This is a genomic window from Neisseria sp. P0008.S010, from assembly GCF_051962715.1.
GTDB lineage: Bacteria > Pseudomonadota > Gammaproteobacteria > Burkholderiales > Neisseriaceae > Neisseria > Neisseria elongata.
In genome coordinates this window covers 1-16,500 of record NZ_JBQCVA010000009.1, presented here as the reverse complement: position 1 = coordinate 16,500, position 16,500 = coordinate 1, and the positions used below count along the sequence as shown (strand labels likewise).

General features: G+C 54.6%; 20 protein-coding genes and 1 pseudogene. 12 read left to right on the top strand and 9 right to left on the bottom strand.

All coding sequences use genetic code 11. The features are described from left to right. Positions 1-47: 47 nt before the first annotated feature. From truA to ACTHSL_RS03915, 9 genes and pseudogenes are all read left to right on the top strand, one after another. Complete coding sequence (gene truA / locus ACTHSL_RS03955; RefSeq protein WP_440380416.1) at positions 48-899, top strand: tRNA pseudouridine(38-40) synthase TruA; 852 nt, start codon at positions 48-50, stop codon at positions 897-899. A gap of 114 nt (positions 900-1,013) precedes the next feature. Then, the gene (locus ACTHSL_RS03950) at positions 1,014-1,256 is read left to right on the top strand and encodes a hypothetical protein (protein ID WP_440380415.1); all 243 of its coding nucleotides are present in this window, start codon (positions 1,014-1,016) and stop codon (positions 1,254-1,256) included. A gap of 132 nt (positions 1,257-1,388) precedes the next feature. After that, positions 1,389-2,009 carry a phosphoribosylanthranilate isomerase gene (locus ACTHSL_RS03945; protein WP_440380414.1) on the top strand — a complete coding sequence of 207 codons (621 nt, stop codon included), beginning with the start codon at positions 1,389-1,391 and terminating at the stop codon, positions 2,007-2,009. Between the two features lie 22 nt (positions 2,010-2,031). Continuing rightward, complete coding sequence (locus ACTHSL_RS03940) at positions 2,032-2,964, top strand: hypothetical protein (RefSeq protein WP_440380413.1); 933 nt, start codon at positions 2,032-2,034, stop codon at positions 2,962-2,964. Between the two features lie 30 nt (positions 2,965-2,994). Beyond that, positions 2,995-3,885 (top strand): hypothetical protein, encoded by an 891-nt coding sequence (locus tag ACTHSL_RS03935; RefSeq protein ID WP_440380412.1) that lies wholly within the window; start codon positions 2,995-2,997, stop codon positions 3,883-3,885. 150 nt (positions 3,886-4,035) lie between these two features. Beyond that, positions 4,036-4,626 carry a uracil-DNA glycosylase family protein gene (locus ACTHSL_RS03930; RefSeq protein ID WP_440380411.1) on the top strand — a complete coding sequence of 197 codons (591 nt, stop codon included), beginning with the start codon at positions 4,036-4,038 and terminating at the stop codon, positions 4,624-4,626. 99 nt (positions 4,627-4,725) lie between these two features. Then, positions 4,726-5,910, top strand: coding sequence for an acetylornithine/succinyldiaminopimelate transaminase (locus ACTHSL_RS03925; RefSeq protein ID WP_440380410.1), 1,185 nt, complete (start codon positions 4,726-4,728; stop codon positions 5,908-5,910). Positions 5,911-5,991: 81 nt separating this feature from the next. Continuing rightward, complete coding sequence (locus tag ACTHSL_RS03920; RefSeq protein WP_440380409.1) at positions 5,992-6,270, top strand: hypothetical protein; 279 nt, start codon at positions 5,992-5,994, stop codon at positions 6,268-6,270. A 207-nt stretch (positions 6,271-6,477) separates the two neighbouring features. Further along, positions 6,478-7,466 (top strand): annotated as a pseudogene (locus tag ACTHSL_RS03915) (IS110 family transposase). Between the two features lie 168 nt (positions 7,467-7,634). Here ACTHSL_RS03915 and ACTHSL_RS03910 read toward each other — a convergent pair. After that, positions 7,635-8,639 carry a pentapeptide repeat-containing protein gene (locus ACTHSL_RS03910; RefSeq protein WP_440380408.1) on the bottom strand — a complete coding sequence of 335 codons (1,005 nt, stop codon included), beginning with the start codon at positions 8,637-8,639 and terminating at the stop codon, positions 7,635-7,637. A 356-nt stretch (positions 8,640-8,995) separates the two neighbouring features. Then, positions 8,996-9,709 carry a hypothetical protein gene (locus ACTHSL_RS03905; protein WP_440380407.1) on the bottom strand — a complete coding sequence of 238 codons (714 nt, stop codon included), beginning with the start codon at positions 9,707-9,709 and terminating at the stop codon, positions 8,996-8,998. Between ACTHSL_RS03905 and ACTHSL_RS03900 the strand changes: the two genes are divergently transcribed. The 3 genes from ACTHSL_RS03900 to ACTHSL_RS03890 all read left to right on the top strand — a co-directional run bounded on the left by ACTHSL_RS03900 (position 9,710) and on the right by ACTHSL_RS03890 (position 11,981). Next, positions 9,710-10,294, top strand: coding sequence for a L,D-transpeptidase family protein (locus ACTHSL_RS03900; RefSeq protein WP_440380448.1), 585 nt, complete (start codon positions 9,710-9,712; stop codon positions 10,292-10,294). It abuts the gene before it with no gap. A 166-nt stretch (positions 10,295-10,460) separates the two neighbouring features. Further along, positions 10,461-11,261: a Cof-type HAD-IIB family hydrolase gene (locus tag ACTHSL_RS03895; protein WP_440380406.1), complete on the top strand. Its 801-nt coding sequence runs from the start codon at positions 10,461-10,463 to the stop codon at positions 11,259-11,261. Between the two features lie 102 nt (positions 11,262-11,363). After that, on the top strand, positions 11,364-11,981 hold the full coding sequence (locus ACTHSL_RS03890; RefSeq protein WP_204813429.1) for an SMI1/KNR4 family protein: 618 nt from the start codon (positions 11,364-11,366) through the stop codon (positions 11,979-11,981). Between the two features lie 46 nt (positions 11,982-12,027). On the opposite strand, the gene ACTHSL_RS03885 is transcribed toward ACTHSL_RS03890, so the two are convergent. The 7 genes from ACTHSL_RS03885 to ACTHSL_RS03855 form a co-directional block, all read right to left on the bottom strand. Beyond that, positions 12,028-12,399, bottom strand: coding sequence for a VanZ family protein (locus ACTHSL_RS03885; RefSeq protein ID WP_204813427.1), 372 nt, complete (start codon positions 12,397-12,399; stop codon positions 12,028-12,030). Next, a complete protein-coding gene (locus ACTHSL_RS03880; RefSeq protein WP_049251384.1) occupies positions 12,396-12,602 on the bottom strand; it encodes a hypothetical protein in 207 nt (68 codons plus the stop codon). Before ACTHSL_RS03880 ends, ACTHSL_RS03885 begins: the two co-directional genes overlap by 4 nt. 29 nt (positions 12,603-12,631) lie before the next feature. Continuing rightward, on the bottom strand, positions 12,632-14,128 hold the full coding sequence (locus ACTHSL_RS03875; protein WP_440380405.1) for an amidase: 1,497 nt from the start codon (positions 14,126-14,128) through the stop codon (positions 12,632-12,634). Positions 14,129-14,183: 55 nt separating this feature from the next. Further along, positions 14,184-14,765, bottom strand: coding sequence for a hypothetical protein (locus ACTHSL_RS03870; RefSeq protein ID WP_440380404.1), 582 nt, complete (start codon positions 14,763-14,765; stop codon positions 14,184-14,186). Continuing rightward, positions 14,744-15,142 (bottom strand): hypothetical protein, encoded by a 399-nt coding sequence (locus tag ACTHSL_RS03865; RefSeq protein ID WP_440380403.1) that lies wholly within the window; start codon positions 15,140-15,142, stop codon positions 14,744-14,746. Before ACTHSL_RS03865 ends, ACTHSL_RS03870 begins: the two co-directional genes overlap by 22 nt. Further along, positions 15,132-15,908, bottom strand: a complete 777-nt coding sequence (locus ACTHSL_RS03860; protein WP_440380447.1) for an exodeoxyribonuclease III — start codon at positions 15,906-15,908, stop codon at positions 15,132-15,134. Before ACTHSL_RS03860 ends, ACTHSL_RS03865 begins: the two co-directional genes overlap by 11 nt. Before the next feature lie 122 nt (positions 15,909-16,030). Further along, positions 16,031-16,500: helix-turn-helix domain-containing protein (locus ACTHSL_RS03855; protein WP_440380402.1), on the bottom strand; the 470-nt coding region annotated here is incomplete at its 5' end.

The following is a 16,500-nucleotide window of genomic DNA, read 5'->3' as shown; positions in this document are numbered from 1 at the left end:
ATAATGCCGCCCGATATTTTTAATGATGTTTTTTGGAATGCAGGGTCATGATATTAGAGAGGCCGTCTGAAAATTCAGAAGGGCCGTCTGAAAGCACCAGCCGCTGGGCATTGACGTTGTCTTACGACGGCAGCCGGTTTTTCGGTTGGCAAAAACAGGCCGACGGGGTAGTTTCGGTTCAGGCGGCTTTGGAATCGGCATTGAGTCAAATTGCCGGTGAAACGGTGAATGTCGTTGCTGCAGGCCGAACAGATACGGGTGTGCATGCCACGGCTCAGGTGGTGCATTTCGATACTGCTGCCGAGCGCGGCGAGCAATCATGGATACGCGGCGTGAACAGCCTGTTGCCGCAAGGTGTGGCGGTTTGGCAGGCCAAGCGGGTTGCGCCGCATTTCCATGCACGTTTTGATGCTTTCGGCCGCCGCTACCGTTATGTGCTGCAATCTTCGCCCGTCCATTCGCCGTTGTTGGCCGCCCGTGTCGGTTGGACACATACATCGTTGGATTTTACCGCCATGCAGGCTGCTGCCGCGCTGTTGGTCGGTGAACATGATTTTTCCAGCTTTCGCGCGTCGCAGTGTCAGGCAAAATCTCCAGTCAAAACTTTATATAGCGCGGTTTTGCACGGCACACCGCAGTTGATGGCTTTGGATTTGCACGGTAATGCCTTTCTGCACCATATGGTGCGCAATATCGTCGGCGCACTGGTGTATGTGGGCAACGGGCGTTTGAGTGTGCAGGGTTTTGCCGAACTGTTGGCTGAAAAAAGCCGTCTGAAAGCTCCGCCGACCTTTATGCCGGACGGACTGTATCTGACGGGTGTGGATTATCCGCCCGAGTTCGGCCTGCCCGTACCGCCGCCGCCCGATTGGTTGTGGCCGTTTGATGACGGTTTATGAAAATGCGTAATGCCGAAGAGGCGATTGCAGAGGCGGCTGAAGCAGGCGGTTGAACGGAATGGACGGTTTGAATAATTGGCAGCGTAGTTTTTTCCGATTGCCGAAGACGAATTGTTGTGCGATATTGGGGCTGATTTTGCCGACGATTATGCTGCGGAATTTCTAGCCGACGGATTTGCCGCCGCATTCCGCAATATCGGTGCGGCGAAAATTGTCGATTTGGCTGCCGATATGGGTAATTTTGAGAATGAGCAGGCATTGGCTGCTGCCGTTTCCAACCGTTTGGGGTATGACTATCGCACGGTGGCGGATTACGTTTCCCGCTGTATGGATAGGCCGTCTGAAAGAAATAAGTGATGCTTTAACGCACAGGATGCGACATAAGCGACGCCCTGTGTATTTTATCGCCGGCAGGAGTTATATTTCTGCCGAAAGCCCTCTGCTTTGAGTATTAAAAAGTGCGGAGTCTGAACCATAAAGGAAGTTTTGATGAAACCCATCCGTATCAAAATCTGCGGCATTACCCGCCCCGAAGATGCACTGGCTGCCGCCGAGGCGGGCGCGGATGCCGTCGGGCTGGTGTTTTACGCTAAAAGCAAACGCGCGGTAACGGCGGTGCAGGCAAGGGAAATCACGGCGGTGTTGCCGCCGTTTGTGTCGGCAGTTGCGCTGTTTGTGAACGAACAACCGGACGTTATCCGCGAAATTCTGCGTCAAGTACCGATAGACGTGATTCAGTTTCACGGCGACGAAGACGATGATTTCTGCCGTCAGTTCGACCGGCCGTATCTTAAAGCCGTGCGCGTGCAATCGGCTGCCGATATTCAGACGGCCTGTGTCAAGTTCCCCAATGCCCGCGCGCTGTTGTTCGACGCCTACCATCCGACCGAATACGGCGGCACGGGGCAGAGTTTCGACTGGACGCTGTTGCGCGGCAACATCGGCAAACCGTGGATTTTGGCGGGCGGTTTGACGGCGGGGAACGTTGCCGAAGCGGTGAAAACCAGCGGCGCGGCGGCGGTGGATGTGTCCGGCGGTGTGGAAAGCGCGGCAGGGGTTAAAGATGCTTTGAAAATCAAGGCATTTGCGGCGGCATTGAAGGCCGTCTGAAAACCAGGGAAGGAAACAGGATATGGGTTTGGACGGATTGGAAGTTTTAGTTTACGGCTTTGGTTTTTTGATACTTGTTGCTTTCGGAGTATGGATGGCGAGTATCGTGGCTATTTTTACAGCTAAAAATCCCGCAATCAAGACTTTGGCAATAATGCTTAATTTGCTGATTTTGTCGGTTGTTATCCTCGCCGTCATTAAGAATGCGGGGGAGCAGGCATATGAGGAATCCCGTTATCAAGAGAATGACAAAGAATTATTGATTGACGGCATCCGCATACCAGCCGGTTCGAGGTTGGTCGTAGAGCCTCAAATGGGGATAAAGAAAGTCCCCGATTTTTCCACCTTCTCCCGCGTCGAATATCTTCATCCGATTGATTGGAAAGGTGTTACCGTTGGTGAGATGGAGCGTGTTGTCAGTCAGTACGATGGACACTATGAGGCGACTTTGACCACCCGCTCCGGCAACGGCATGGGAGGTGTGGCGGAAGTGGAGGGTTGGCGTTGCCGCAGCGACAACGATATCCTTTGGGGCGTGAAGAACGAGAACGGACGGAAACCGTCAAATCCCGCCGACTACAGGCTGTTGGAATGCCTATTGGACAAGTCGGCGGAAGTATCGGTTCCGCAATGGCCGGAAGCGATGAAGCTGCCCTTGGAAAAGGTGAGGTACGAGCAGTTGGGGGCATATTGGGAGGCGGATATCCTTTCGGAGAACCTGCCCTATTGGGGTAAGGTTTATTTTGACGCAAATAAACGGATAAGCAGTATCAATTTGTCGTTTAGCCAAAAAAATCTGCAGGGCTGTGCGATTGCCGATGAGGGGGCCTCATTGGAATGGGACGGCAAACAGCCGGATGTCGTTACGATAAGAAGCTATGTCGATTTACCCGAATATTGCTGGGGTAAAAAGGTTGTTCGACCTGTGTCGAAAGATGGGGAACAGGGGGAATAGGCCGTCTGAATGCGTTAAAAAGGAAAGATAATGGGGGACGGAAGCGCGCCGGCGCCACTGTTTGTTTGGCTGCTTGTTATTGCGGCGGCAGCTGCGGTTTTGTGGCTGGTTGCCCTAGCGGCTCTGTTTGGCTCGCACAATCGGCAGATACGCTCGATAAGCGGGGCATATGTCTTGCTGGGCGTGCTGGCGGGTATCGTTTGGTTGGCATCTTATTTCCGCGAAAGGGTTTATTTTGCTTCTGCGAATCAGGAGTTGCAGCAGGATATGGTTATAGACGGCATTCCGTTGCCCAAAGGGGCAAAGCTGACCGTGCAGCTGGTCAAGTATGGTAAGCAACCTGATTTTGCGGCTTTTTCCACAGCCGAGTTTGCCGTTCCGCTTGATTGGCACGGTGTGAAAGTGGCTGAAATGGAGCATGTGGCGCACGATGACAGTATATACGGCGTATATCTTAAAACCAGACAGCAGCCCGGACACATGCCGATTGAAGGTTGGGATTGCGATACGGGGGAACCGATAGGGTGGCGGTTTGCGGGCAAGTCGGGGCGCAAACCCGTGTCGCCCGCCGATTACCGCTTGGATTCCTGCTGGCTGGCGGCGTTGGTGGAGCAGGATGTGCCGTGGTTGAGGGCGACGCTTACATGGTCTGAAGTGGAGCGGAGCCGTGATGAGGAAAACGAATGGGTCGCCCGCCTGATGATACTGCCGCCGTTTGGTACGGTTTGGCTGGAGCAAAACAGAATCACCAAACTCGATATTTTATTGGACGAACGGAGCGCAGCCGCCTGTCCGCCTTTATCGGGCGGGGAACGGCTGCAGTGGGATGCACGGCAAGCCGATATTGTCCGCATCGAAACCCAAGCTAATCTGCCCCCAAGCTGCTGGGGCAAACAACTTCTCCGTGCCGCAACGGAATAAACCGGCCAATAAAACAACGCGGCAAAGCGGCAAGTTGCGGACGGTACAATAGGGCAAGGCAAGCTAACGCAGTAGCATTTTTAGTTAATCCACTATGCTTTCAGACGGCCTGAAAAGCTTCAAACCGACAAACGGAAAGCCAAACCGAGCATGACCGATCAAATCATCGAAACCCATCCTTTTCCCGCCCTGCTGCCGCCGGCGGCAACCGTCATGATGATGGGCACGTTCCCGCCTACGGAAGACAAACGCGCGATGCAGTTTCATTATCCGAATTTCCAAAATGATATGTGGCGCGTCTACGGGCTGGTGTTTTTTAATGATGCGGCGCATTTCCAAAGGTCGTCTGAAAAAGCGTTTGATGCCGAGAAAATCAAGGCGTTTTTGCGCGAACGGGGGATTGCGTCGTGTCCGACCGTGTTGAAGGCGGTACGGGAACACGGCAATGCGTCGGACAAGTTTTTGCAAGTGGTCGAAACCGTCGATTTGGCGGCGGTGTTGGCGCAGATGCCCGACTGCCGCCATATCTGCACCACCGGCGGTAAGGCGACGGAAATCCTGCTCGATATTCAGGGCGGCGGCATCAAAATGCCGAAAACGGGCGAAACCGTGCCGTTTCCGTTTGCCGGACGGGATTTGACCCTGACCCGCCTGCCGTCCACTTCGCGCGCCTATCCTTTGAGTTTGGCGAAAAAGGCGGCGGCGTATCGGGCGTTTTTCGAAATGGCGGGGTTGGCGTAGGTTAGTCTGAAAAACCGTTCAGACGGCCTGAACATTGAAGCCTGAAGCCAAACAGCGCATAATCCCCCGTCCATACCGACAAAAAACACGGACGGCATCATGCAAAACTACCTGACCCCCAACTTCACCTTCGCCCCCATCATCCCCGAACGCGGACAAGGCAGCCGCGTATGGGATACCGAAGGGCGCGAGTACATCGACCTGGCCGGCGGCATTGCCGTAAACGCACTCGGCCACTGCCATCCCGCCCTGCTGTCCGCCCTGACTGAACAGGCGCAAAAACTCTGGCACATCTCCAACATCTACACCACAACCCCTGCGCAGGCACTGGCCAAACGCCTGACCGAACACACCTTTGCCGACAAAGTCTTCTTTTGCAATTCAGGTGCCGAAGCTAACGAAGCCGCCCTGAAACTGGCGCGCAAATACGCCCGCGACCGCCACGGCGAAGGCAAACACCAAATCATCGCCTGCACCAACGCCTTCCACGGCCGCACCCTGTTTACCGTTTCCGTCGGCGGACAGCCCAAATACAGCCGCGACTTCGCCCCGCTGCCCGAAGGCATCACCCACGTCCCCTTCAACGACCCCGACGCACTGCGCCAAGCCGTATCCGCGCAAACCTGCGCCGTCATCATCGAACCTGTGCAGGGCGAAAGCGGCGTATTGCCCGCCACTGCCGAGTTCCTGCAAACCGCGCGCGAACTGTGCGACCGTTTCGACGCCGCCCTGATATTCGACGAAGTCCAAACCGGCATGGGGCGCACCGGCAAACTCTTCGCCTACCAACACGGCGGCATCGCACCCGATATCCTGACCAGCGCGAAAGCACTGGGCAGCGGCTTCCCCATCGGCGCGATGCTCACCACCGACCGCATCGCCCCGTCGTTCGGCCCCGGCACGCATGGCTCGACTTTCGGCGGCAACCCCCTGGCCTGCGCCGTCGGCTGCGCCGCCTTCGACATCATCAACAGCGAAGCCACCCGCGCCAACACCGTCCGCCAAAGCGCGAAACTCACCGCCGCCCTGCAGAAAATCGGTGAAGAAACCGGCGTATTCCAAACTGTGCGCGGACAAGGCCTGCTCATCGGCTGCGTATTGGCCGAAGCATATGCGGGCAGGGCGGCCGAAATCACCGCCGCCGCGCTCAAACATGGCGTGATGGTTTTAGTGGCCGGAGCCAACGTCGTCCGCCTCGCCCCCAGCCTGTTGATAGAAGACCGCGACATAGACGAAGCCGTGCCGAAATTAAAAACCGCGTTGGAAGAATGGCTGGCACGGTAGTTTCACCGAATACCGATTCCAAGAAGAGGGATGTAGATGAGAAAGCTCCTGTACAGTTTCACGGCAATCACATGCCACACATTGCTTATTTGGAAATATACAGGCGAGTACAGCCTGAAAAACCTCATACTCTCCCTAGTCATTACCGCCGTTTTGGGCGGCATCGCCCTGTTTTGGATATTGGGCGGAAAACTATGGAAACAGTACGCCCCATCGATGCCCGCACTACCCGATGCAAACGGCCGCATCCCCACGAAAACGGGGTTGCTGATCATCTTCGGCATCATACTTTCGGCCGGCGTAACCGTTTGGCTGCTCAACAACATCTTTATACTGGTAGGCGGAGCCTTAGGACAATAAACAAAAAAGGATTTTTCGATGATGCAAAACACCATCCGCGCCGTATACGGAGAACACACCCTTGTATATCGGAACTCCCGTATCATAGCGCAACCAACCGCCCGGCCGCCATCCGTACACACCCGAGGCAAACAACCGTCGCGTAGCTCAGGGAGCGGCCGGGCAACCCATCGACACAACCGGACAGTTGCCAGACAACACAACCGAATGCAAGGCAGGTTTATGATGAGTACCCAATACCATTACGCAGGCATCGACATCGCCAAACGAAACTTCGTCATCTCCGTTTCGTCTTTGTCTAAAACCAAAACCGAAACCAACAACCCCAAAGGAATCGCCCATACCGTCGAATACCTTAAAAAACACAAGGTCGCCCTCGTCGTCATGGAAAGCACCGGCGGTCTCGAAATCCCCGCTGCCAAAGCCATCCACCGCGCGCAGGCATAGCCGTGATCATCGCCAACCCGCGTCAGACGCATCAGTTTGCCCAATCGCAGTCGCTGACCAAAACCGATGTTAAAGATGCCCAAATGCTTGCCTTCTTCGCACAGATGATGACGCAGAAAGAGGGTTGGCAAACCATGCTCTATCACCCGCCCACCGAAGCGGAAGAAGTGTTGGAGGCATTGGTAAACCGCCGCAACCAGCTGGTGGATATGCGGGCTGCCGAGAAAAACCGTCTGCATCAGGTTCACGAAACACAAGTCGAAAGCGTCAAACAACTGATTGCCCATTTTGACCGTCTGATTGACGAATTGGACAAACAAATCGACGACCACACCCACACGCATTTTGACGGCAAAGCCAAAGTGGCGGAACAAATCAAAGGCATCGGTTCGATAACGACGGCTACGCTGATGTCGATGCTGTCCGAATTGGGACGGCTGTCGCACAAACGGATAGCGAGTTTGGTCGGTATTGCCCCGCACCCGAGGGAGAGCGGGGAAACCAAATTCAAAAGCCACTGCTTTGGCGGAAGGTCTGCGGTGCGTAAGGCGCTGTATATGGCTACCGTGGTAGCGACACGTTTTGAACCGCTTATTCGGGATTTCTACCAGCTCCTGCTGTCCAAGGGTAAGCCGTATAAGGTTGCCGTTACGGCATGTATGCGCAAACTGCTGACGATATTGAATGCCCGGATGCGTGATTATTTTGCCGAAAACGGTACCACCGAAAACGGTATCCAAACGGCTTGATTTGAGTTTTGGTATTTTTGCCCGACGGGGTGAAAAATACAGTTGCTACGTACCGTCCGAATAACAGCAAGCAAAAGTAGTTTGGGTTAGCCGCAGGCATAACCCAATAAATTAAAGCGGAATGCTGGATTTCCCAAGCTACCTACTACTCATGCGGGCTATGCTTTATTAATAGATCCGACACCCCGTAGCTTCAGCGGCTCGGCAGACAAAATCGTAAATTGCTTGGCTCAGTTCTGCTTCTTCCGGATGTTTGAATGAGAGATTATCGGGATGTACCACTTCGTAAGGGGTTGTATTATGTGGAGCGTAGAATGATTTTGCCTTTCCTATCAACCCTTCTTTTAAGGGGCTGTCGCTGCCTTCAATAGCAGTGAGCAAGCAATTGTAAAATTCATCGGTTACCTTAAATACGCAATTGTTTTTTGAGGGTTTCACTTTATCCAAATAACAAAATGACCAAAAGTTGCACATAATGATATCCGCTTTAGAAAAATCCACGCCGTCCATTCTGTTATCCACTTTTTCAGGCGGAATAATCTTGCCTTCACGCAGGTCTCCTATCTTTTCTACCCCGTGAAAAGAGCAGTCGTATAACAGCCCTTCAAAGGTACAGTTTTTCAGATTGGAAGACCAAAAAAGCGCCTTGTGGATTTCTCCGCTAAAAAAGCAATTTTCCAATAGTTTGCAGCTAAAATACAAACGGACATTCTTTTTGATTTGGGTAAAGCGGCAGTTCTTTAATGTAGCCCTCATAAACTTCCCGCATTTGTATTTGCAGCCTGCAAAACTACACGACAAGAATGTGGCGCCACGTCCGCAAATAGCAGGCGTACTTAAATCAAACACGCTTTCGTCAAAAATAACGTGGTCGATCACAGCGGTGAAACCCTCTGTTTCTTCAATCGCAAAATCCTGCCACAGCGAGCCTGAGAAATCGGCATAAGACAGGGAGGCATGAATGTTTTCTGTTTTGGTTATCCACCTTGTTTCACCATGTGCAGGAATAGAAACTTCTTCTATTTTCCCTATCAGCTTAATCCCGCGAAAGTCTTGCAAGCCTTCTTCTGTCAAACCGAAAGGCGAGATACTTAGGTTTTGGGTAACCGACAATATTTCTTCCAAGTCTGTATAAACATCCCAGCGCCTTTTCAGTTTAATCGAAATAGCCATTTTTTAACCCTTTAGAATAAAAGTTATATAAGTGTAGCATGGGAAAAACAGCTGTAGCATAAACATTTATGCCCATACGGTTTTTCAGGTGGCCTTTTATATTTCCACGCAACCCGCAGCCAATCTATCGATAAAACTGCTGCCCCATCCCGTTATCGCAATATTGCGGCAGCACGGCCAGCAGGATGGCGGAGAGGGTGTGCTTCATTGGTTTGCTCTCATTAGGCGGTTGTTACAACAGGCGCATTATGCCGAAATCTGCGCGGGCGAGCTTTTGCGGCGTGTAAATCATTTACTACCCGGGTTGGTTTTCAGGTAGCCTTCCAAAGGCTACCTGAAAGTTGTTTTTACATGAACTAGGTCTCAGGGCGGGTTTGCTTTATCCGTTTGCGGCGGCGATATAAAACGATACCAAGGATGATTCCCCACAGAGTTAATATGAACAGCCAAAATGGCCAAAGGAACATCGGCCATACCAGGTTGTAAATTGAGCCAGGGTAGTAGCTCTCAAATTGCAAGGGAGGAGCGCCGATTAGGGTAACACGCTCCCCTGCTAATACCGGGCTGACTTTTTCCACGGTAATGCTGCCTTTATTCCAGCCGGAGCGTTCGTGCAATTGGCATGTGGGGACAAAGTAGAATGCTTTACCGCTTTCATCGGCCGGAGTACTCAATTGTCGGCATTGCACGTGGTAGCCCATCGTGCTGGTTGGCAAAGCCTGATAGCGGCAGGTTTGGCCGTTTAAGCTGATGGCAACATGCACCGGCTCGCCGGGGTCGTTGAAACGTACGATTTGGCGGCTTTTCCACTCCTCTGTATCATCGTTATTGGTGCTGTATTTTCCCAGCTCCGGCCGATTGGATTCAGCATAAAAACATTGCCGATACCAAACCATTTCTGTACCAAACGGGCGGAACACTTCAAAATTAGTTGTTTCTCCTTGGCGCAATACCACTTCGGTGCTGCTGGATGATGCTGACACAGCAAACAACCCCATCATCACGACAAACACCACCACTGCCGCCAGCCAAATCTTCACCGACAACGGAAGCTTTTTCTTGCTGCTCATATCTCACCTTCCTATGGTTTCCACAGATGGCCGTATCATAAACCTTCCCTGCTCAGCCCACTAGCCCCGGCCAACGCGCCAGCACGCGCTCTACGGCATCGGGCTGGCGCAGCAGTTCGCCCTGCCATTGCCCGGCAGCCTGCCCTGCCGGCCGACAGCGAAATCGCCAAACTCGTCGTCCGCAAAGCTGACCACGAAATGGATGCCTACGACGCACAAGGCAGACTGCTGAAAACCTATCCCGTCGCCTTGGGTTTCAATTCCGTCGGACACAAACAATTCGAGGGCGACGGTAAAACCTCGGAAGGCCGCTACACCATCAACGACCGCAATCCCAACAGCGGCTATCATAAAAACCTCGGCGTTTCTTATCCCAACGATGCCGACCGCGCCTATGCCGCCGCGCAGGGCAAAAGTGCGGGCGGCGACATCAAAATCCACGGCATGAGGAACGGTATGGGCGCAATCGGCGCACAACACCTGCACCGCGACTGGACGCACGGCTGCATTGCCGTAACCGACGGCGAAATCGACGAACTTTATGCATTGGTCAAACCGCAGGCCGAAATCGAAATCCTGCCGTAGCCGTCCGAAGGCCGTCTGAAAACGAAGGGCGGCCTTGCCGCAACATCCTGCTGCCTGCAAAATACGGCTTCGGTTACAATCACGCATCTATATTGAAAAGGCCGTCTGAAAGCCGTTCCCAACCTTTTTCAGACGGCCTTCCCGCCACCGAGTAAAACCAAAACACATGAAACCTGCATCCCAGCCCAAAATCATCTTCTTCGACATCGACGACACCCTGAGGCCGAAAGAAAGCGGCACCGTGCCCGACAGCACGCGCGAAGCACTGCGCAAACTGAAACGGCAGGGCATCGTTACCGCCATCGCCACCGGCCGTTCGCCCGTCATCCTGCCTTCAGACATCCGCCGCCTGATGGACGAAACCGGCATCGAAATGCTGGTGGCCATCAACGGCCAATACGTCGAATACCGCCGCCGCCCGTTGGCGGCCTTCCCCATCCCGCAGGCCGACATCGACGCGGCAGTTGCGCACCTTAGCCGCTGCAACACTGCCTATGCGCTGGTGTCGGATAACGGCATCGGCATACCCGGCACAAGCGGCCATCTGCACGAAGCCCTGTCCTCGCTGTCCATTCCCTATCGAACAGGAAGCCTGCCGCCGGACACGCCCGTTTACCAAATGCTGGCCTTTTACGGCGAAGACGAAGCGGCGGAAGTCGAAAACGGCCTGCCGCCTTCGCTGCGGACAACGCGTTGGCACCGATACGGCATGGACATTTTGGCGCGAAACGGCTCCAAAGCGCGGGGCATAGGCGCGGCTCTGGACAAACTCGATTTGACTATGAAAGATGCCATGGCTTTCGGCGACGGTTTGAACGATATGGAAATGCTGCACGCGGTCGGCTTCGGTGTGGCGATGGGCAACGCGCATCCCGCATTGAAAGCCGTTGCCGACCATATCTGCCCGCCGGCCGGCGAAGACGGTATTTGGCACGCGCTGCACGATTTGGGTGTGTTGGCGGATTGAGCGGCAGGCAAAGCGGGAAGGCCGTCTGAAAATATATTTTGCATCGCGGATAAGCAGGTTATCCGTTTGTTGTTATTTAACCGAAACAGGAAAGGAAACAGGATGAAACAGTTAATCGACAGAATCAGTGCGCAGCTGGAAAGGCTGAAACGGCAGTATCCCGAAGCGTTAGTCAGACACGAAGCGGATTTTTCGTTGAACAAAGGTGCGGGTGAAGCAGACTTCGCCGAATTGGAAAAAGAGCTGGGTTATGCGTTGCCGGAAGACTTTAAAGAACTGTACCGCATTGCCGACGGCGGGGCGGCCTACGAGGTCGTGCTGGCGGGCGAAGAATGGTTGTCGGTCAGGCGGATTATCGAAGAGTACCGGATTTGGAAACAGTTGTATGAAGAAGGTTTGTTTGCAGAGGATGACGGCACGCCGTTCGGTTGCGAGCCGGAGGATGCGGGCATCAAACCGGATTTATGGTGGAATCCGAAATGGATTCCGCTGACGGCCGACGGCGGCGGCAACTGGAAAATGATTGATTTGGATCCGACCGAACACGGTACGGCCGGACAGATTATCCAAATGTGGCACGACGACCCGATCCGCAGCAAGGAAGCCGATTCCTTATACGGTTTTTTTGCGCGGTACGCACAGGATTTGGAAGACGGGAAATATGTGTTGAGCGCGGATTACGGACTGATTTTGCAGTCGGAATTGGACGAATTGGCGTAGGATTAAACGGTTGAGGCCGCCGTTTTGCCTTTTCAGACGGCCTGTTTTACATGCCGCGCCGGTTACGGTAAACCTGCCGCGCCAGCAACAGGGCGAGGGCGCTGCCGGCAAGGTCGGCCAATGCGTCGAGCAGGTCGCCGCTGCGGTGGGCGGTAAACCACGCCTGCGCCGTTTCCGTGGCGGCAGCCAAAATCAGCGCGGCGGCGGCCAACGGCAGATAGGGCGGACGGCGGCCGTCTTCCAGCCAGGCACGCGCGGCGAGCCAGAATTGGGCGAAGAAGGCCGCGCAGTGGGCGGCTTTGTCGAAATGCGGAAAAGGCGGCGGCGTGTGTCCGCCGCTTTCGCGCAACAGGGCGGCCCATAAAAGGACAAACCAGGTGGCGGCAAACAGGGTGTATTTGTTGCGCGGCAGCTTCATGCGCCTTCTCCGTCCAGCCAGGTTTGGCAGAGGTCGGCCAGGCGCAGGAATTTGCCGCCGCGTGCCCGCAGGATGTCGCGCCAGCGGGCAACGTCTTCCGCCGCAGGGGCTTCGTCCAGGCTGCATTCGTAGAGCATGAAGTCGAGTGTTTCGCCGACAATGGCGGGTGTTTCGGTTTGGATGAGTTCGTTGATTTCCTGCATGGTGTGGAGGCCGTCTGAAAAAATGGGGATTATACGGGAGGAAGGCGGTCCGCCCACGGCTGTATCTGTTCCAACTGCGCGGCGAGGCGGAGCAGCGTGTCTTCGCGTCCGTGTGCGGCGGCGAACTGGGTACCGACAGGCAGCCCGTGATGCCGGTAAAGCGGCACACTCATGGCGGGGTTGCCGCTCATGTTCAGCGGCGACGTATAACCGACGTATTGCAGCGTCGTGGCGGCTTCTTTTTCCAAAAACGGGTTGTTTTTCAACAGAAAACCCAAGCGCAGCGTGCCGAACAGCAGGCGCATGGCTTTTTGCGCGGCGGGCGGCGGCATCATCTCGCCGATTTTCGGCGTGGTGCGCGGGCAGACGGGCGTCATCAACACGTCGTAGCGCGTGAAAAATGCTTTGGCGGCACGTTCCTGCGCCAGCATCACGTCGCGCGCCCATGCCATTTCGCCCGCGCTGATTTGCCGACCCTGCACAATCATTGCCCACGTTGTCGGCTCAAGCAGGCAGTGCGGCAGTTTTTGTCCGGTTTCGTATTGATATTGGTAGAACAGTTTTGCCGTTTCGCCCATGACGATGATGCGGGCGGCGCGGTTGAGCTGTTCGGGTGGCGCAAAATCGGGCGTGGCTTCTTCCAATTCGTGTCCCGCATCTTGCATCAGTTTCAAACTATGGGCGAACGCGGCTTCCGTGCCTTCGTCGTTGCCGCCGCCAAACCATGTCTGCTTCCAAAAAGCGATTTTCAGACGACCTGTTTCTTGTTTCAGGCTGTCTGCAAAACCGTTTTCGGGCGGCGGCGTGCAGGCATACAGGGCGCGGGCTTGGGTTTGGGCGGCGATGTCCAGCAAAACCGCGCTGTCGCGTACGCTGCGGGTCAAGACATGGTCGCATACCAAACCTTGCCATGCCTCCGATGCGTTCGGCGCGTAACTGCTGCGGCCGCGCGTGGGTTTCAGCCCGAACACGCCGCAGTTGTGCGCGGGTAGGCGGATGGAACCGCCGCCGTCGCTGCCGTGCGCTGTGGGTACGACGCCCGAAGCCACTGCCGCCGCCGCGCCGCCGCTGCTGCCGCCTGCGGTGTAATCTAAATTCCACGGATTGCGCGTGATGCCGTAAATTTCGGTTTCGGTAACGGGATACGCGCCCCATTCGGGTGTGGTGGTTTTACCGAACACGCGCAGCCCCGCATCGAGATAGGCCTGGGTCAAATCGCTGTTTTGCTTGGCAATGTAATGCTGCATCATGCGCGAACCCGACCATGTCGGCGCGCCTTCCCAATCTGCCAGCAGGTCTTTGAGCAAAAACGGCACGCCCGCCAACGGCGTATCGGCATTTTCAGACGGCCACTGCCACGCCGCCGCGCGTTCGCGCAAATCGTGCGCCAACAGATTGAGCTTGGAGTTGACTTCGTCCAAGCGGTTTAAAGCAGCCTGCAACACTTCATCGGCGGAGACTTCTTTTTTGCGGATCAGCTCTGCCAAACCGACCGCATCGTAGCGGTGGTATTCGTTAAACTTCATATCAGGTTCCTTGGCGAACAACAGATGTTTTTTTCAGACGGCTTCTAAAAGGATTTCAATCGGGATAAAACACATATTCGCGCTGGTCGAAATCGTAGAAATAACGGTCGAACGGCGTGAACGGGGAAGGGTAGCCCAACTGTGGCTCCGGCCGGCGGCCGGAAGGGAAATAGTACAGGCGGTACAAGCCTTTTTCTTCCGTTATCCCTGCTGCGGCCAGATTCGGCGGGTAGGCGTTGTGTACCGCACGGTAGCGTTCGACGGCATCGGCAGCGCGGAGGGCGTTTTCGGTTACGGCGGTTTCGCGGTAGAGCGTGATGCCGTACGAAATCAGGGTTATGACCAGCCAGACGGCCGCTTTGCAGGCGCGCAGTTTGCGTTCAGGCCGTCTGAAAAGCATGGCGGACAGGTGCTGCACAATTTTTAATAAGGCAACCGGCAGGAAAAGCAGCCAGAAAAACATACCCCATAGCATATAAAGGGCGAAAGCGGCCAAACCTCCCGCCCACAGCAGGCTGGAAGCCGTTCCCCGATAACATTTCTTCCGTGCCGGTTTGCCTGTTTCGGTTTCGCGGACATTCGCATGCCCGACGGTATCTCCGTTTTCAGACGGCCTCACAGTTTCACTCCCAGCCATTCGGCGATTTGGAAGTGAATCAGCAGCGCGGCGGGTACGGACAGCACGGCATAGCCGAACAGGGCGGAGGCAATCCAGCCCCATTTGTTCGCGCCCTGCCAGCGGAAGTATTTGGCGGCGGTCAGCAGGCAGGGCAGGGCGAGCAGTAGCCAGGCGATTACCCAGCCCGGGTTCGGGCGCATCACGGGGATACGGCCGCTCAGCGTGGCCAGGGTAAACAGCGTCCATAACAGCATGGGCAGGAAAAAGGCGGCCGACATCCACAACAAGCCGTATTTAAAGGCAGGTGTGAACGCAATCAGCGGCCGTTTTTCAGACGGCTCGGAGGCTTGGTTGGTGCCTTGTTTGCGGCGGCGTTTTTTGGTTTCAGATGACATAATCGTACTCCACGACCAAAGGGGCATGGTCGGAAAATTTTTCGTCTTTATAAACATGCGCAGACACCGCTTTGGCGGCGAGTTCGGGCGTAACCATCTGATAGTCGATGCGCCACCCGACATCTTTCGCATACGCCTGTCCGCGGTTGCTCCACCAAGTGTAGCCCGGATTGTCGGGATAGAGCGTGCGCCACATATCCGTCCAGCCAAGCTTATGGATGACTTTGCCTATCCATTCGCGCTCTTCGGGCAGGAAGCCTGAGTTTTTCTGGTTGCCTTTCCAGTTTTTCAGGTCGATGTTTTGGTGGGCAATGTTCCAGTCGCCGCAAACAACGATGTCGCGCCCCTCCGCCTTCATGGCTTCAAGCATGGGATAGAACGCGTCTAAAAAACGGTATTTCAATTCCTGCCGCTCCGGCGCGCTGGTGCCGCTGGGCAGATAAAGCGAAATCACCGACAGCCTGCCGAAATCGCAGCGCACAAACCGCCCTTCGCGGTCGAATTCTTCAATGCCCATACCGATTTGCACATTGTCAGGCGCGCGTTTGCTGTACACCGCCACGCCGCTGTAACCGCGTTTTTCAGCACAATGCCAATAACCGTGCATCCCGTGCGGATTCTTCATATCGGCGGACAAATCGGCTTCCTGCGCTTTGAGTTCCTGCACGCAGACAATGTCCGCACCCGATACGGCGATGTATTCGTAGAATCCTTTTTTGTAGGCGGAGCGGATGCCGTTGACATTGGCAGAGATGATTTTCAGCATATTTTGTAAGGTTTGGTAAATTAAGAAAGGCGGCATTGTAACCGATGCCGCAGCTGCAAATAAGGGAGGCCGTCTGAAAAACCGAAACGACGGTTTCAGACGGCCTTCGGCACAATCCCGCTTTATTTCTGCAGCTGTGCGACCAATTGCCTTAAAGCGGAAATTTCCTGATCCTTCTGCACCAGCAGTAAATCCTTGTGGGCCAGCAGTTCGCGGCTGTGTTCCAGGCTTAATTTCAACTTCTCCACCTCGGCGGCAATCCCTTCGTTCGCCCCGTAATAATTTGAATTCTGCCCACTGTTTTCACCGATCAGGCAAATTAAGCCCTTTCCGTCCGAGGCCACCAATTCCCCGATATCGATTTTAAACACTGCTGCCAATTTTTCCAGTTTTGCCAAATCAAGCCTGCTTTCATCCCGTTCTAAACGCGAATAACTGCTTTTTGACATATTCAGCCGCTCAGCCATGTCTTCCTGAGACCAGTTGTTTAACTCACGCAAAGCACGGATTTTGTTATTAGACCTCTTGCGAAAGTATCCTGAAGATTTACAATTTCCAAATGAAATACGAAAACCTAATCCAAAGAAGCAAC

Bases quoted from the DNA above. Each gene is read 5' to 3' on its own strand.
- truA (WP_440380416.1), top strand. From the start codon at position 48: ATGATATTAGAGAGGCCGTCTGAAAATTCAGAAGGGCCGTCTGAAAGC.
- ACTHSL_RS03945 (WP_440380414.1), top strand. From the start codon at position 1,389: ATGAAACCCATCCGTATCAAAATCTGCGGCATTACCCGCCCCGAAGAT.
- ACTHSL_RS03940 (WP_440380413.1), top strand. From the start codon at position 2,032: ATGGGTTTGGACGGATTGGAAGTTTTAGTTTACGGCTTTGGTTTTTTG.
- ACTHSL_RS03935 (WP_440380412.1), top strand. From the start codon at position 2,995: ATGGGGGACGGAAGCGCGCCGGCGCCACTGTTTGTTTGGCTGCTTGTT.
- ACTHSL_RS03930 (WP_440380411.1), top strand. From the start codon at position 4,036: ATGACCGATCAAATCATCGAAACCCATCCTTTTCCCGCCCTGCTGCCG.
- ACTHSL_RS03925 (WP_440380410.1), top strand. From the start codon at position 4,726: ATGCAAAACTACCTGACCCCCAACTTCACCTTCGCCCCCATCATCCCC.
- ACTHSL_RS03910 (WP_440380408.1), bottom strand. From the start codon at position 8,639: ATGGCTATTTCGATTAAACTGAAAAGGCGCTGGGATGTTTATACAGAC.
- ACTHSL_RS03905 (WP_440380407.1), bottom strand. From the start codon at position 9,709: ATGAGCAGCAAGAAAAAGCTTCCGTTGTCGGTGAAGATTTGGCTGGCG.
- ACTHSL_RS03895 (WP_440380406.1), top strand. From the start codon at position 10,461: ATGAAACCTGCATCCCAGCCCAAAATCATCTTCTTCGACATCGACGAC.
- ACTHSL_RS03890 (WP_204813429.1), top strand. From the start codon at position 11,364: ATGAAACAGTTAATCGACAGAATCAGTGCGCAGCTGGAAAGGCTGAAA.
- ACTHSL_RS03885 (WP_204813427.1), bottom strand. From the start codon at position 12,399: ATGAAGCTGCCGCGCAACAAATACACCCTGTTTGCCGCCACCTGGTTT.
- ACTHSL_RS03880 (WP_049251384.1), bottom strand. From the start codon at position 12,602: ATGCAGGAAATCAACGAACTCATCCAAACCGAAACACCCGCCATTGTC.
- ACTHSL_RS03875 (WP_440380405.1), bottom strand. From the start codon at position 14,128: ATGAAGTTTAACGAATACCACCGCTACGATGCGGTCGGTTTGGCAGAG.
- ACTHSL_RS03870 (WP_440380404.1), bottom strand. From the start codon at position 14,765: ATGGCTGGGAGTGAAACTGTGAGGCCGTCTGAAAACGGAGATACCGTC.
- ACTHSL_RS03865 (WP_440380403.1), bottom strand. From the start codon at position 15,142: ATGTCATCTGAAACCAAAAAACGCCGCCGCAAACAAGGCACCAACCAA.
- ACTHSL_RS03860 (WP_440380447.1), bottom strand. From the start codon at position 15,908: ATGCTGAAAATCATCTCTGCCAATGTCAACGGCATCCGCTCCGCCTAC.